At 65.9% G+C, this 15168-nt stretch carries 11 protein-coding genes; 4 read left to right on the forward strand and 7 right to left on the reverse strand.

All coding sequences use genetic code 11. From position 1 onward, the window contains the following. Positions 1–130 precede the first annotated feature (130 nt). The 6 genes from AB870_RS12090 to AB870_RS12115 all read right to left on the reverse strand — a co-directional run bounded on the left by AB870_RS12090 (position 131) and on the right by AB870_RS12115 (position 8129). Positions 131–1009: a sulfite exporter TauE/SafE family protein gene (locus AB870_RS12090; protein ID WP_047904906.1), complete on the reverse strand. Its 879-nt coding sequence runs from the start codon at positions 1007–1009 to the stop codon at positions 131–133. A gap of 290 nt (positions 1010–1299) precedes the next feature. Continuing rightward, positions 1300–2664 (reverse strand): CaiB/BaiF CoA transferase family protein, encoded by a 1365-nt coding sequence (locus AB870_RS12095; RefSeq protein WP_053059338.1) that lies wholly within the window; start codon positions 2662–2664, stop codon positions 1300–1302. A gap of 303 nt (positions 2665–2967) precedes the next feature. After that, positions 2968–3945 (reverse strand): magnesium/cobalt transporter CorA, encoded by a 978-nt coding sequence (gene corA / locus AB870_RS12100; protein WP_047904908.1) that lies wholly within the window; start codon positions 3943–3945, stop codon positions 2968–2970. Between the two features lie 91 nt (positions 3946–4036). After that, positions 4037–6742, reverse strand: a complete 2706-nt coding sequence (locus tag AB870_RS12105) for a bifunctional acetate--CoA ligase family protein/GNAT family N-acetyltransferase (RefSeq protein ID WP_047904909.1) — start codon at positions 6740–6742, stop codon at positions 4037–4039. A 195-nt stretch (positions 6743–6937) separates the two neighbouring features. Then, positions 6938–7423 (reverse strand): DNA starvation/stationary phase protection protein Dps, encoded by a 486-nt coding sequence (dps, locus tag AB870_RS12110; RefSeq protein WP_047904910.1) that lies wholly within the window; start codon positions 7421–7423, stop codon positions 6938–6940. A gap of 136 nt (positions 7424–7559) precedes the next feature. Beyond that, positions 7560–8129, reverse strand: coding sequence for an HdeD family acid-resistance protein (locus AB870_RS12115; protein ID WP_047904911.1), 570 nt, complete (start codon positions 8127–8129; stop codon positions 7560–7562). Positions 8130–8706: 577 nt separating this feature from the next. On the opposite strand from AB870_RS12115, the gene AB870_RS12120 reads away from it, so the two are divergent. The 4 genes from AB870_RS12120 (at position 8707) to AB870_RS12135 (ending at position 13827) form a co-directional block, all read left to right on the forward strand. Continuing rightward, positions 8707–9234, forward strand: a complete 528-nt coding sequence (locus tag AB870_RS12120; protein WP_047904912.1) for a Csu type fimbrial protein — start codon at positions 8707–8709, stop codon at positions 9232–9234. Between the two features lie 143 nt (positions 9235–9377). Then, positions 9378–10055: a fimbrial biogenesis chaperone gene (locus AB870_RS12125; RefSeq protein ID WP_167362697.1), complete on the forward strand. Its 678-nt coding sequence runs from the start codon at positions 9378–9380 to the stop codon at positions 10053–10055. A 239-nt stretch (positions 10056–10294) separates the two neighbouring features. Continuing rightward, positions 10295–12838 (forward strand): fimbria/pilus outer membrane usher protein, encoded by a 2544-nt coding sequence (locus tag AB870_RS12130; protein ID WP_064674823.1) that lies wholly within the window; start codon positions 10295–10297, stop codon positions 12836–12838. Continuing rightward, entirely contained in the window at positions 12835–13827 is a 993-nt protein-coding gene (locus AB870_RS12135) for a Csu type fimbrial protein (protein WP_084663639.1), read from the forward strand. The genes AB870_RS12130 and AB870_RS12135 overlap by 4 nt, the downstream gene beginning before the upstream one ends. A 60-nt stretch (positions 13828–13887) precedes the next feature. Here AB870_RS12135 and astA read toward each other — a convergent pair whose 3' ends face one another. Then, positions 13888–14940 (reverse strand): arginine N-succinyltransferase, encoded by a 1053-nt coding sequence (astA, locus tag AB870_RS12140; RefSeq protein ID WP_047908130.1) that lies wholly within the window; start codon positions 14938–14940, stop codon positions 13888–13890. Between the last annotated feature and the right edge of the window lie 228 nt (positions 14941–15168).

The following is a 15168-nucleotide window of genomic DNA, read 5'->3' on the forward strand; positions in this document are numbered from 1 at the left end:
GAAAGACGTTGCGAATATCGAGGGATATGCGTTTGGGGAGTACGTATTGCGGCGGATTCGCTTTTCAGCGCGCTGACGAACGGCGGCGGATTACGGCGCAATTGGCCACAGGAAGCGCGTCGACAAAAACTCAGACACCGAACGCTTTAACCAACATGCCCAGCGCGACGGCCGCCATCAGCGTGGAGAAAAGCTGTTGAAGCCGCGAGGCCGCCAATCGCGGCGCGAGGGCGCGACCGAGCAACATTCCCACAACGGCCCCGGCAACGAACGTCCAGCCTTGCGCTCCCGGATGCATGCCGTGCCACCATGCGTTCGCCACGGTCCCGGCAGAGATCAGCGCAATCACGAAAAGCGATGTCGCGACGACGCCATGCACCGTGATGTCGGTAAATCGCCGCAGCGCGGGCACGATGACGAACCCGCCTCCGACGCCGAGCAATCCCGAAGCGAATCCCGACACGGCGCCGATCACACTGAGCGTGCCCGCAACGCGCCGCGTCCAGCGCAAGCGTCCCGTGGACGGATCCATGCGGCATGGGGGCAACGGCAGCGATGTCGACGATAGCGGTGCTGGGGGCGACGACGTATCGCCCGGGTTCGCCCCCATGCCACGCCCCTTCCCACAGGCGCCGCGCGAGGCGCGGTACATGCGCGCCGCAACGATGAGCATCGCCGCGGCGAAAAGCCCGACGAGCCACCGCTCGGGCAACCGATGCGCCATCCAGCTACCCAGCGGCGCGAGGCAAACGCCGATGCCCGCCATGAGCAACGCCGCGCGATAGCGCACGATCCCGGCGCGCAGTCCTTGCGCACTGCCGACCGCCGCACTTGCGCCTACGGCCAGCAAGGCCACGGGCCCCGCCTGCGGCACCCCCCATCCCAGTCCGAATACCAGCGCCGGGACCGCGAAAATCCCGCCACCGGCGCCAGTCAATCCCAAAACGAGACCGACGGCAGCGCCAAGTAAGGCGGCCGTCGGAGAAACACTCGAGAGATCGGGAAACATGGGCGAAATCCGGCAGGAGCGATCCGGCAGTCAAGCCAAATCACTATTTTTCATATGCTTATGACGTTGAATTATATAGACAGGATCGTCACAGGAAAAGGGCGAAACGCCGCCAGCGGTGAAGTCACACCGTGGCGCTGATGTACCGGAACGAAGCGGAACGAAGCGGAACGGAGCGGAACTAGGCGGAACGAAAAGGAACGACAGCCACACGCGAGAAGCCGCCTCAAAATGAAAAGCGGCGCTCAAGACGCCGCGTGATCTGAAAACGAGGGATACCCCCGTTGATGCTAGGCTGACGAGCGTCCGGCGAGGGGTGCGCCCGCGCGCTCTTTCGCATCGAGTTCAGCCAGAATGTCGCCCGTATGAGCCCCCGGCGCAGGCGGATCGAGGCGCGTGACGGGCGTTTGTCCATTGAGCCGGACCGGCGAGACGATCGTATGCGTGGTCTCGCCGCTCGGCAGCGTCATCGGACGGACCCATCCCATATGGGCAACCTGTGGATCGGCCAGCACGCGCGAATACGTGCTGATTTCCGTGCACGGCACGCCCACCGCCAAAAGCCGCGCAAGCCACACGCCGCGATCTTCCAGTGCAAACACGGCTTCGAGGACATCGCGCAACGCGGTCTGATGGCGTGCCCGCTCGCGAGCATTGCCGAACCGGGAGTCGTCGAGGAGGTCGACGCGGTGCACCAGCGCGCAAATCGCTTCCCAGTGAGCCTGAGCGTCGAGGTCCATGCCGAAGTATCCATCGCGGGCGCGGAACGTCGGCCAGGGTGCCGACGAGCCGCCGAAACGCTTCCCGGCGCCGTCCGCCTCCGCGTCCCCCAAGAAGTCGGCGGCAGCATCGCCATTGCCTGGCAACGGTGCAGCCAGCGGCGACACCCTGGCATGATCGCCCGCCGCTGCCCGCGAGTGCCGCTGACGTGCAGCGGCCACCACGTTCGCCTGCGCTTGAGCGCCTTCATGCGCCGCCATCGCCGCCACCGGTACGAGTCCGGCGCGTTGCGCGGCTTCTGCGCCAGCGTCACCCGCACGCAACGCCGCAATCGCAAGCGTTGCGCCGAGCATGGGGATATCGATGTGCACGCCAACGCCCTGCTGCCTGGCCGCGACCAGCGCCGCCGATACCGAGAACGCGGCATAAAGTCCCGCAGCCAGATCCGCGACCGGAAGATCGCGCGGCGGCTCGGCTCCATGCGACGCCGCGCCGAGCATGCCTCTGAGCGCCTCAAGCGCGGGCACACCACCGGGCTGTGTGGCCGAACGGGGGCCATCCTGACCGAATGCGGAAATCGAAACGTAGACGAGATGCGGCTGGACGGCTGACAACGCGTCGTAGCCGAGACCTGCGCGCGCCAGCGTACCGGGCGGCAGACATTCGATGACGACGTCGGCCCCGCGCACAAGCGTGTGCGCAAGACTACGGCCTTCCAGCGTGAGCAAATCGAGGGCGACGGAGCGCTTGTTGCGCCGCAGGCCCGATTGCGCCGCTTCGCCGAGCACGCTGCGGCTATCGTTGGCGATGTCGTCGACAGGATCGTCGACCATGATGACGTCGGCGCCCATGTCGGCCAACAGCATGCCGCAATAGGCGCCCGCCGCGTCGCGACAGAACTCGATGACGCGGATCCCCGTGAGTGGTGCGTTCAATATCTGACCCCTATTTGCCTGACGGTTTGTTGTAGTTCTCAACCCTTGGCAACCGTCTGACGCGGCGTTGCCGCATTCTAGAACAGTTATTCGACGCCGGTCACTGCGAAAAAATGGGGGGTCGAACGCGCGTTGCCACCGGGCAACAACGCCCTTGGGACGAGCGTTCGAGTCATGCTCCCGACACAAGCTTCGGGGCATGTCCCCCACGCCCAACCGAGGTACCCCCTTTTAGGCTTCGGTTTGCTTGAGACCGGACACTCGATTCCCATTGCCCGTACTCACCGCCCCGCCCGCGCACGCTCAGAGCCACCCTGCCTTGCGGAACTTCATGAATAGCAACGTATCGATGACGACCATCGCCGCGAGACACAGCGGATAGCCGTACTGAAACTTCAACTCGGGAATGTCGGCGAAATTCATGCCGTAGATACCGGCGATCATCGTCGGCACGGCGAACAGTGCGGCGAACGACCCCAGGCGCTTGGTCGTTTCGTTCTCCGAGAGCGAAATCATGCCGAGATTGACGGACAACGCCGTGGTCACCATTTCGCGCAGCAGATCGATGTTTTTCGTAATGCGCTGAAGGTGATCGAACACGTCCCGGAAATACTCCTGCATGCCGCCGCACAGCTTGGGCGCCATCGCCCCGAACAACTTGCTGACGGCTTCCATGAGCGGTACACAGGCATGTTGCAGCGTGATGAGCCTGCGCTTTAGCTGGTACAGGTCCTCGATGATCGCGCGGCCCTTCGACGGCGCATTCGGCGTAAATATCTGTTCCTCGATGGCTTCGAGCTGCGCTTCGAGATCGTCGAAGACAGGGAAGTAACTGTCGACGATGGCATCCATCAGCGCGTAGAGAACGAATATCGATCCCTGACGCAGCAGATGCGGCTCCTTCTCCGCGCGGGCGCGCACCGCCCCTAGCCCCTGCGTAGCGTTCGAGCGCACCGACAGCACGTAGTTGTGCCCGGCGAAGATCGCGACTTCGCCAATGGAGAAATCTCCGGCGTCGTCTTTGTTGAGCACGTGAAGCACCGCGAAGAGCGAGTCGCCGTACTGTTCGATTTTCGGACGTTGATGACCGTGCTGCGCGTCTTCGACGGCGAGGTCGTGCAGGCCGAATTCATGTTGCATCTGCGAGAGTTCGCCCGGGCCCGGGTCCTTGAGCGCCACCCAGACAAAACAATGCGGACGTTCAAGGTAGTCCGAGATTTCGTCGGGGTGCAGATCGGCAATCTTGCGGCCATCCTCATAGGCCACACAGTTCACTAGCATGCGTCGTCCTAGTCGAGGCGGCTGCCAGCCCCATGGGCGCCCTGCTCGCAGCGGGCACAGCGGGCATGGCTGCCAAGGTCGCCCCCGGCCGTCAATCCCCGCGTGTCCCCCGCGCCTGCGTCGCCTGTTGCAGCGGCAGCCGGATATGAAGAATGCCCGCCTCCATTTCCTTGTCGTCGACAAATCCCAGATGCCGGGCGAGTGTCAGCATACGCGTATTTGCCGAGAGCACATAGCCGATGAGTTCCCCAGTGCCCCGCTTTCGGCTGTAGCTGATGATGTGCTCCATGAGCGCGCGCCCCAGCCCGCGCCCCTGCGCCGCCGGGCTGACCGTGACAGCGAACTCCGCCACGGTGTTGTCCGGATCGGCGAGCGCCTGCACGACGCCCAGCAGCCGGGTATTGCCCGCCTCGTCCTTCTCGGTCGCGACGAAAGTCATGGCCCGGTCGTAGTCGATCTGCGTGACCCGTGCCATTTGCGAGTGCGACAACTCCTTGATCAGACCGAAGTAGCGAAACTGCACATCTTCCGGCGTGAGCGTGTGGAAAAAAGCGTTATAGGCAGGCTCGTCTTCCGGACGGATAGGACGCACCCGCACCGGCTTGCCACCCGCATCCACGGTGCTCTCGAGTTCCTGCGGATAAGGCGCGATCGACAAGCGGCCATGCCCGGGCAATGCGGGTGCGCGCGCCACGATGCGGGCATCGAGAGCGAGTACGCCATGCGCGTCGGCAAACAGCGGGTTGATGTCGAGTTCGGCGATCTCCGGCACGTCGCACACGAGTTGCGAGAGCTTCACCAACGTCAAGTAGATGGCCTCATGATCGGCGGCGGGCCGGTTGCGATACCCCGCGAGCAGTTTCGACACACGGGCGCGCGCGACCATGTCGCGTGCGAGATTCAGGTTCAGCGGCGGCAGCCCGATGGTGCGATCCGCGATGACCTCGACAGCGGTGCCGCCCTGTCCGAACAACAGCACCGGCCCGAAGACGCTGTCGGTCGCCACGCCGACGATCAGCTCGAACGCCTCGGCGCCATTGGCCATTCGTTGCACGGCGTAACCCGTCACGCGGGCATCGGGTTTCGCGGCCAGCGCGCGCTTGCGGATCTGACGCGCCGACTCGACCGCCTGCTCCGCGGTTTCGATATTCAGCACGACCCCTCCGACATCCGACTTATGCGTGATGTCGGGCGAAACCAATTTGACGGCGACGGGAAAGCCGATGCCCGCGGCCAATTGCCCGGCCAGTTCGGGCGTGTCGGCCACGAGTGTCTCGACCACCGGAATGCCGTACGCCGAGAGCACGCCCTTCGCCTCCGGCTCGGTGAGCAGTTCGCGCCCCTCGCGCATGGCGCTGTCGACGATGGCTCGAACACGGGCCACATCGGGCGCGAACCCCGGCGGGATCGACGGGGGCGTTTCCATCAGCAATGCCTGATTGCGCCGGTAATTGACGGCTTCGAGAAAAGCACGCGCGGCATTCTCCGGCGTGTCGTAGGTGGGCAGTCCCGCCTCGCGACAAACGCGCCGTGCACGCTCGGCGGTGTCGCCTCCCAGCCAGCACGTGAAAACATTCTTCGGCGGCCTAGGCAAGGCTGCCAGCGCGTTCGCCACGTCCAGACTTGGCATGACGGCCGTCGGTGCCTGAATGAACAGCACCGCCGCCGTTTCCGGGTCTTCGCACAAGGCGGCGAGCGTTGCCGTATAGCGCTCAAGATCGGCGTCGCCACCGATGTCCACCGGATTCGCCCGGCCCAGCGTTCTCGGCAACGCGGCGTCAAGCGCCTCACGTGTCTTGTCGGACAGATGCGCAAGCTTGCCGCCTTCGAGGACCAACGCGTCGGTGGCCATCACGCCCGCGCCGCCGCCATTGGTCATGATCGAGAGCTTGTCGCCGCCAAACGGACGCAGGCGTGCCAACGTCTCGACCGCGGCGAACAGTTCGTCGGTGGTGTCCACGCGCAGCATCCCCGCGCGGCGGATCGCGGCGTCGTACACGTCGTCCGATCCGGCAAGCGCGCCCGTATGCGACGCCGCTGCCTGCGCTCCCTCGGGCACGCGCCCCGACTTGATGACGACCACCGGCTTGTTGCGCGCGGCCGCCCGGGCCGCGGACATGAACTTGCGTGCATCGCGAATCGACTCCATGTACATCAGAATGGCGTCCGTGCCGGGGTCGCTCGCGAGGTAGTCGAGCATGTCGCCGAAGTCCACGTCGGCGCTGTCGCCCATTGAGACGAAATGCGAAAAGCCGATTTCGCGTGCACCGGCCCAGTCGAGCACAGCCGTCGTCAGCGCGCCCGACTGGGAAACGAACGCGAGCTTGCCCGCGCGCGCGCCCATGTGCGCGAAGCTCGCATTCAGGCCGAGGCCGGGACTGAGCAAACCAATGCAATTCGGCCCGAGAATGCGCAGAACGTGCGGCTTCGCGTTCTTGAGCATGCGTTCCTGCAACGTCACGCCGTGACGGTCTTTCTCGCGGGCAAGACCGGAGGTCAGCACCACGACCGCCCGGGTGCCGCGCTCGCCCAGCGCCTTGATGAGGTCGGGCACCGTCGATGGCGGCGTGCAGATCACCGCGAGATCGGGCGCCTGAGGCAGATCGCCGATGCCGCGATAGCACTTCAGACCGGCAAGCGTCGAATACTTCGGATTGACGGGATAGACGTCCCCTTTGAAGCCCCCATCGACGACGTTCTGAAGCACAGTGGTCCCCACGCGCCGCTCGCGATTGGATGCACCGATCACGGCGACCGATTTCGGCTGGAACATCTGGCTCAGGTTACGGGTGGTCATGGCAACTCCGGGGGAAGGGAAATGCGAGACATGCGGGCGCGCGCGTCACCACGGGGCGACGCACGCGCTGGTGACTGGGTTGTCACCGGGAGGACGGCGATGCCGATCGCTCGGCCCTTACCGGCGAGCGAAAAACCGGTCTTGCCGTGCCCGGGTGGGCCATCCGAACGGATGGCCCGCACATCGCCGAATGGGTTATTCGCCGCGCAGGTGCGCTTCGACCTTCCACAGGTGATCGTCGACACCGCGCGAGATTTCGGTGAAAACGTCGGACGTGGTGGCGTCGCCGATCTCCGCCGAATCATTGATCAGACCGCGAATGATTTCGCCGTAGGCCGCCAGCGCCTCGGCAAGCGCCGCGGCGTGATCGAGACCGCGCTTGAACTCGTTCTTGTACGTCGGCAGTTCCGTTTTCTGAGCGACGGTCTGCGCTCGGCCATCGGCCACACCGCCCAACGCCACGAGACGCTCCGCGCACAGATCGGCCCACTCGATGGCAGCGTTGTAGACCTCGTCGAACAGAAGGTGCAGCTCGATAAATCCCGGGCCATGCACGTTCCAGTGCGCCTGCTTCGCCTGGCGCTGCACGTCGATGCCGTTGACCAGCCCGCGATTTAGCTGGTTGACCGATTCGATACGGATCTTCTCACCGAGGGTGTTACGCGTATGATTCAAAGCCATTTGACACTCCTGACGTCTGGCGACCGGAAGATCGCCGGGGGGAAGCCGTCGGCACCGGGCGGCGGCACGCCGATCGAGGCGAACTGGCCCCGTGCGGACGAAGGGAAACGTGCGAGACCCGCGATAACGCCTGCCGCTACCTGAGATGCCCCGAAGGCGCATGCGCCGGACCGTGCGCCGCGCCGCGCAGTTTGAGACCGGCTGCTACGAGCAGCGCCCCCCAGACGATGGCCCACGAACCGATGGCCCAGATGAGCGCAAGCGCGCCCGCACCCGGCTGCCACATGATGAAAATGGCAAACAGAATGCTGAACACGCCCGAGAGAATCACCCACAACTCGCCCTTGACCTCGCGACGCAACGCGATACCGGCGGCCACCTGCAACACGCCGGTGACGAAGCTCCAGGCCACGATGTAGATAAGCAACGCAACGGCGGTCAACGCCGGGTTGAGATAAGTCAGGACTCCGATGACAATGCCCGCGATGCCTTGCAGCAACGGCAGCCACCAATCGGCATGCTCCTGGCGCGCACTCCATGCGCCGCCGAGCGAGAACACGCCGTCCACGAACGAAAAGGCGCCGAAACACAACACCAGTACCGCAATCGTCGCGCCGGGTAACGCAAAGGCCGCAATCCCGAAGATCACGGCCAATACGCCGCGCAGCACAAGCAACCACCAGTACTTCGACAGAAGTCTGAGCATGGCATCCCTCTCGTGAAATATCCGCAGGTAGTGAACGGGCGACTGACGCCCTATCACATGTTCGATGTGGGCGGGCGCCCAATGCGCGTAAGAGGTCATTCTAGAGAGGCCTTCGACGTGAGATCAAGTGAAATATGCGCGAATGCTTGTGCCGCCGGCACGCGCTTTGACGCAGGTCATTTCCCGCGGGTTTGCCGCACCGCACCTTGCCGGACCATTGCGTCGCCGATCCCGGCGAAAGCCCCGCCCGTCCTGCGACATCGCGCCGCACGCCTTCGCGTCACCTCATCATCGTTACTGAAAATCACTCGCTTCGTGCGCACTGCGTCATCCCGATACGTGCGCTTTGCGCGTATGCCGACGACACACCACGAGCGGCATTGCGTCCTTCGATTGGGATGATTCCGAAAGCCCTCCACGTGCGCATATTTCGGGCGAATGCCTTCATAGACTACGTAAAAAGCGTCCGAAACCTGACGCGCGAACGGGCGTGACGCCCCCGTGACATCGACACCGGCAACGCAGTCCCCGCACGATCACATTTTTCAATCGAATAGGACTCCAAAGGAGAATCGTCATGAACCGACCATTACGCTGTGTGGCCCTCATCGGCATCGCCGCCGCGCTCGGGCAAACCGTCCCGGCGCGCGCGGCGGTGTATTCCAACGGAACGGCAACGGCGCAAATGCGCGTACAGCTGACGATCCTGCCCGGCTGCACCGTTGCCGCCAGCCCGATGACATTCAACGCGGTGCAGGGTTCGGCGACCGGCCCGGTCGCGAGCACATCGTCGCTCACGGTCGTGTGCACGGCGTCCACGGGCTACAACATCGGCCTGAATGCGGGGACGGTGCCGAACTCGACCGAGACGAACCGGCTGCTGGCCGGCACCCTCACCGGCAACACCACGACGATTCCGTTCGGTCTGTTTCAGGACGCCAACTACGCGACGCCCTGGGGCAACACACAGGGCTCGAACACGCTGGGCGATTCAGGCACCGGCGTAATGAAGACCTACACGGTCTACGGGCAAGCCACGCTCTCGGCCACCATGCCCGCGCCGGACGTCTATTCGTCGACGGTCACCGCGACCGTCTACTTCTGAGACGGCGGGAGGCCGACATGACGATCATGAGTTCCGCGGGACCGGCGCGATCGCCGCGATCGCCGGGGATGGCAAGGCCCGCGATCCGGCGACCCACGGTTTATGCCTGCCGCGGTGCGTTCGCGGCGCTGCTGACGCTATGCGTGACCGACGGGAATGGTGCGACCCTGCAGGTCTCGCCGGTCATCGTCAACATCCTCCCGACGCAGCCAGCGACCACGCTGACGCTCGGCAATTCCGGCGATCTGCCCATTCACGGTCAGTTGCGGCTGTACGCCTGGACCCAGCGCAACGGCGATAACGTCCTCACGCCGACCGACGCGCTCATCGCCAGCCCGCCGATCATCCGTATCGAGCCCGGCGAGCGGCAGATCGTGCGACTCGTTCGCGTGGCGGCCAGGCCGGAAGGCAACGAGCAGAGCTATCGATTGGTGGTCGACGAACTTCCCTCCCTCGACGCGAAGCCATCGGAGGGCGTGTCCATCCGCCTGCGTTATTCGTTGCCGGTGTTCGTTCAGACGAGTCATTCGCGCGCGCCCGCGCTGCATTTCGACTTGCGCATGACGCGCGGCGAACTGGAAGTGCGCAATGACGGCGAGCGGCATGCGCAGCTCGGCGCGACGCGTGTGCTCGACGCATCCGGGCGCAGCGTCGAACTCACACGCGGGCTGCTCGGCTATGTGCTGGCAGGACAGACGCGCCGCTTCGCCGTGCGCTGGCCCTCGGGAGCGCCCCCTGTCGCGCCGTTCACGGTGGAGTCGCGCGTCGATGCGGTGCCGATGCGTTTTGACGCCGCCGTTGCCCCGGATGGCGAAGGTTAGCGGTGTGCGCGCGCACCGTCACCGGCTGCCTGTCGTTCGTGCGCCGTTGGCCTGTCGAATGCGATGCGACGGACGTCGCAGCACCAACGCCCGCGGCCCGCGCAGCATCTGTGGGCGTCGCACTGGCCACTTGCACGGCGCTCGCCTGCGCCCCCGCGCTCGGCAAGCCGCCCGCCGAGCATCCCTCCAACCCCTCCAACCCTTCCTACCCTTCTAAGGTTCGGGACGCGACGTCGACCATGCCTGCCCCGCCCGCCACGCGTTCCACCGGCGACGCGCCGTCTCGTCCGGCGTCGTTGTCCCGGCCGGCGGCCAGCGCGGTGTTCGACGACGCGACGCTGGCAGCCACCGGCGCGCCGGCCCCTGCGCGCACTGCCGGCCTGTCGCGGCTCGACGGTCCTTACGTCCTGGAAGTCATCGTCAATGGCGAGTCGACGGGACGTCTCGCGCCATTCTCCCGACGGCAAGGCCGCTGGTATGCCAGGATCGGCGACTTGCGCGCCCTCGGCCTGACGGTGGACAAGCTGCCTGCGCACGACACGGCCGAAGTTGCCCTCGACTCGCTCGATGGCATTCGGGCGGCCTACGACGCCTCGCGTCAGACCCTGGCGCTGGACGTGGGTGACGCCTGGCTGGCGCCATACCGCCTGAGCAACCCGGCGCCGGTCGTCATCGGCGCGACGGCCGATCCCGGCCTGATTGTGAACTACGACGGCTACGTGCAGCGCGACCGCTTTACCCGTGCGTCGCTCTGGAGCGAGGTGCGTGGCTTCTGGTCCGGGGGCACCTTGCAGCAGACCGGCGTAGCGGAACACGCCCGCTGGCATCAGGGCTACCGGCGGTACGACACATGGTGGCAGCACGACGACCCCGCGCGCCTGACCACATGGGTCGCGGGCGATCTCATCACCGGCTCACTGTCATGGACCCGTTCGCTACGCATCGCCGGGCTGCAATGGCGCCGCAACTTCGCACTGCGGCCCGATCTGGTGACGTTCCCGATTCCCGCGCTGCGTGGCAGCGCCGTCGTGCCCTCCTCCGTCGACCTGTACCTGGATGGCGTACGGCGCATGACCGGGCGTGTCCCGCCGGGCCCCTTCGTCATTCAGGAAACCCCCGGCCTCACGGGCGATCTGCAAGCGAGCGTGGTCACGCGCGACGCGCTTGGGCGCGAGCAGATCATCACTGTGCCGCTGTACATCGACCCGCGCCTGCTCAGGCGCGGCCTGTCGAGTTTTTCCGTCGAAGCGGGACTGCCGAGGGACGATTACGGCGTGCGCTCGTTCTCGTATCGTCATCATCCCGTGGCCTCGGCCGCCGCGCGTTACGGCGCGACGGACACCGTGACCGTGGAAGCGCAGGCGCAGGCCGGACGACGCCTAGGGCTCATGGGCGCCGGTGCGCTGGTCGCACTCGGTCGCGCGGGTGTCGTGAGCGCTTCGGCCGCCGTCTCCGGCGGCCACGGCACGGGCAGCCAGTGGAGCGCGGGCTATCAATATCTGTCGCGGCGACTGAGCATCGACGCGCAAATGATCCGCACGTCAGGACGTTTTCGCGACATTGCAACGCTCGACGGCGTTCCCGTGCCGCGCGCCAGCGATCGCGTGACGCTCTCCGTGCCGTTTGCCCGCGCAAGCACCGCATCGTTGGCATGGTTCGCGCAACGTGCCACGCGCCAGCCGTCCACCCGCGTGCTGTCGGCCAGCCTGACGCTTCCCGCAGGCTCGCGCGGCATGCTCTCGATGGGCGGCTTTCGCGACTTCGCGCGACGACGCTCGCATGGGGTGTTCGCCATGCTCAGCGTGCTATTAGGCGGCAGCGGTGGCGCGCTGGGCACCGTGTCTTTCAATCAGCAGGACGGGCAGACACAGACATGGGCGGGCGCCAGCCGCACACCGGACTACAACGGCGGCTGGGGTTGGCAGGTCCTCGGCGGACGTGCCTACTCGCAACGTACGATGCAGGGTGAAGTGCAGTACCTCGGACGTCACGGCGAGATCTCGGCGCTTGCGCAACAGGTGGGACGTCAGTCAGGCGCGGCGCTGGGCATGACCGGTGCGCTCGTCGTCATGGACAGCAGCGTGCACGCCACACGACGCACGTATGACGCCTTCGCGCTGGTCAGCACCGATGCCCAAGCGTACGTGCCGGTGCTGCGCGAGTCGGTGCCCGTGGGCCACACCGATTCGCGCGGCTATTTCCTCGTGCCCGATCTGAACGGTTTCGAAGCCTCGCGCATCGGCATCGATCCCATGCATCTGCCCGCCGATCTGGAGGTCGTCACCACGGAGCGCCGCGTCGCACCGCAGGCGCGCAGCGGCGTCGTCGTGCACTTCCCCATGCGACGCTATCGGGCCGCCCTCGTCACGCTTGTCAACGCGGCGGGACGGCCGCTGCGCCCGGGAACGTCGGTGCGCCACGTGCAAAGCGGCGTTGTGACGGTCATCGGCTACGACGGCGAGGTATTCATCGACACTCTCGATGCGCGCAATACGCTGGAATCGCGTGACGCACGACAGCGCTGCCGCGTTTCGTTCGACTGGGAAACGCCACCGCAAGGTCGCATCGGCCGCGTCGGACCCCTGACGTGCGTCGGCTTCGGCACGCTCGCAACGGACAAGACGACGCCCGCCATCACCACGCGCGCCGTGCAGGAGCCGGGCACGACGGCGACGGCGAACGCCCCGGCTACCCCGGCACCGCCGTCTGCGCCCTCTGCACCCTCTGCACCCTCTACGCCCTCTGCACCCTCTACACCCTCCACGCAGGAGACCCGCTCATGAGACGCGCACGCGCATTTGGCCTGGCCATCCCCCTCGCCACGGCGTGCCGCTGTTGGGCCATCGCCGCCGGGTGCATGGTGCTGAACACGAGTGCGCTGGCACAGACCTGCGCCATCGGCGCGCCAACGCTAGCCTTTGCCGCGTTCAGCCCCATTTCGGGCTCCGCGCTTTCCGCGACGGGAACATTGCCCGTCTCGTGCACGTGGCCCGTGCTCGGCGGCAGTCCGAACGTCCAACTCTGTCTGGCGCTGAACGTTGCGCAACCGCTCACGCTCACCAACGCGAGCGACGCCATCGCCTTCGGCCTCTTCACCGATCCGTCGTTTGCCAACGCGTGGGGCAGCAGCACGAGCAACGTGATCTCGCTCACGATGGTGCGCCCGCTGCTGGGCGGCACGCTCACGCAAAACGTGAACTTCTACGCAAGGATCGCGGCAGGTCAGACGACAGTGCCGACCTCCGGCAGCAGCAATACCGTCTACTCGCGCACGTTTGCGTCGGCGGACACGTCGCTGCAATATGCGCCGTACGGCGCGCTGTCGCCCGCGCCCGCGTGCGGGAGCGCCATGACCGCCGTGCCCGGCGCGCCATTCACCGCGAACGTGACGGTCATCAACAACTGCACGATCGCCGCCACCAACATCACATTCGCCACTCAGTCGACGCTCGCGAGTCCCGTCGCCGGCAGCGGGCAAGTGACGGTGCAATGCACAAAAAACGACGCCTTTCGCGTGAGCCTGTCGGGGGGATTGATGGGCACCGTTGCATCGCGAACGATGTCCGGACCGACATCGAACGTGAGCTATCAGCTGTATCTGGACAGCAGCTACGGCACGGTCTGGGGCGATGGCACGTCGGGCACATCGCAACTGACAGGCGTGGGCACCGGTCTGGTTCAGTTCATTCCGGTCTATGCCGTCGTACCGTCGCAATCGACGCCCGCCCCGGGCGTCTACACCGACACGGTCACGGCGACGGTCCAATTCTGAGGCAACGCGAGCGGCGCAAACCGCTTGGGCGGCCCCGGGACCTTAGGCGGCCCGGGCGGATCAAACGGCTTCGGCGCGCGGCGGCTTGAGCGGCAGCACCTGCACACGGTCGCCGTGCCGCACGCCCAGCGCCTGCGCGGCGAGCGGGCTGAGCGAGAAGGCGCGGCGCTCGGGCCGTCCTGTCACCAGCGTGGCGCGAAAGCCATCGAGGCCCAGACATGCCACGAGATACGGCTCCGCGTTAGGAACCGCCGGGGCCGCGCCGCCATCTTCCGATGCCACGATGCTGACCGACAGATAGCGGCTATCGCGTGCCGCACGCAAGTCGGCCACACGCGCTTCGAGCACCGGGCCGCTATCGAAGATGTCGACGTGCGCCCCCGAGCGCATGCCCTCCTGCTCCAGCAGACGGCGCGCCGGCAGCGTGTCGCGATGCGTCACGCCGATTGCCGCCTGCGCCTGCGCCGAGAGGAAGTCGACATAAATGGGATACTTCGGCATCAGTTCGGCCACGAACGATTTTTTGCCGATGGATGTCAGGTAGTCCGCCTGATCGAAGTCGATCTTGAAGAAGTGCTGGCCGAGCGATTGCCAGAACGGGCTCCGGCCCTCATCGTCGAAGAACCCGCGCAACTCGGCGCACACGTGCGGACCGAAGCGCTCCGGAAACTGCGCCATGAACAGAAAGCGCGCCTTGGACAGCAGTGCGCCGTTCCCATGCCCGCGCCACTTCGGATCGAGCAGCAGTGAACAGAGTTCGCTGTAACCCGTGAGATCGTTCGAGAGCGAGAGCGTCAGCATGCGCGACCAGACGTTGAGTTCGCGGCTCGCGTGAACGATGGTGTCCTTGCGATACGTATAGAACGGTTGATCGAGCCCTACGGCCGCTTCCAGCCCGCACACGCCGGCGATCTCGCCGGTACCCACGTCCTCCATCACGAATAGATAGCCTTGCTCGGCCGTGGGCGCCGCGCCCGCCAGCGTTGCCGCCACGCGCGCCAGACGCGCTTCGAGCGCTGCGCGGTCGGGCTTGAACGATGTCATGCCGGGCCCCGCCAGCGCCGCCAGTTCCAGCAGTGCGGGCAGGTCGGCGGGACGCGCAAGCCGCACCACGCGTAACGAATTCGCGTCATCCGCGCCCGCGAGGCCCGGGGGCGTCGCGACCTCGGGTTTCGCCGTTGCTTTCGATGACGGCCGCAAGGAGGAAGCCGAGGAAGCCGGGGAAGCCGAGGAAGATATAGGGAGGGTGCGCGGCGTGTGCGTCATGTGAGAGGCATTCCCTGAAGTGGATGAAGCAAGGGCCGGAGCGGCGTCATCCGCCGGTCCGGCCCATCGTCCTGG

It is taken from the genome of Pandoraea faecigallinarum (assembly GCF_001029105.3).
GTDB classification, from domain to species: Bacteria; Pseudomonadota; Gammaproteobacteria; order Burkholderiales; family Burkholderiaceae; genus Pandoraea; species Pandoraea faecigallinarum.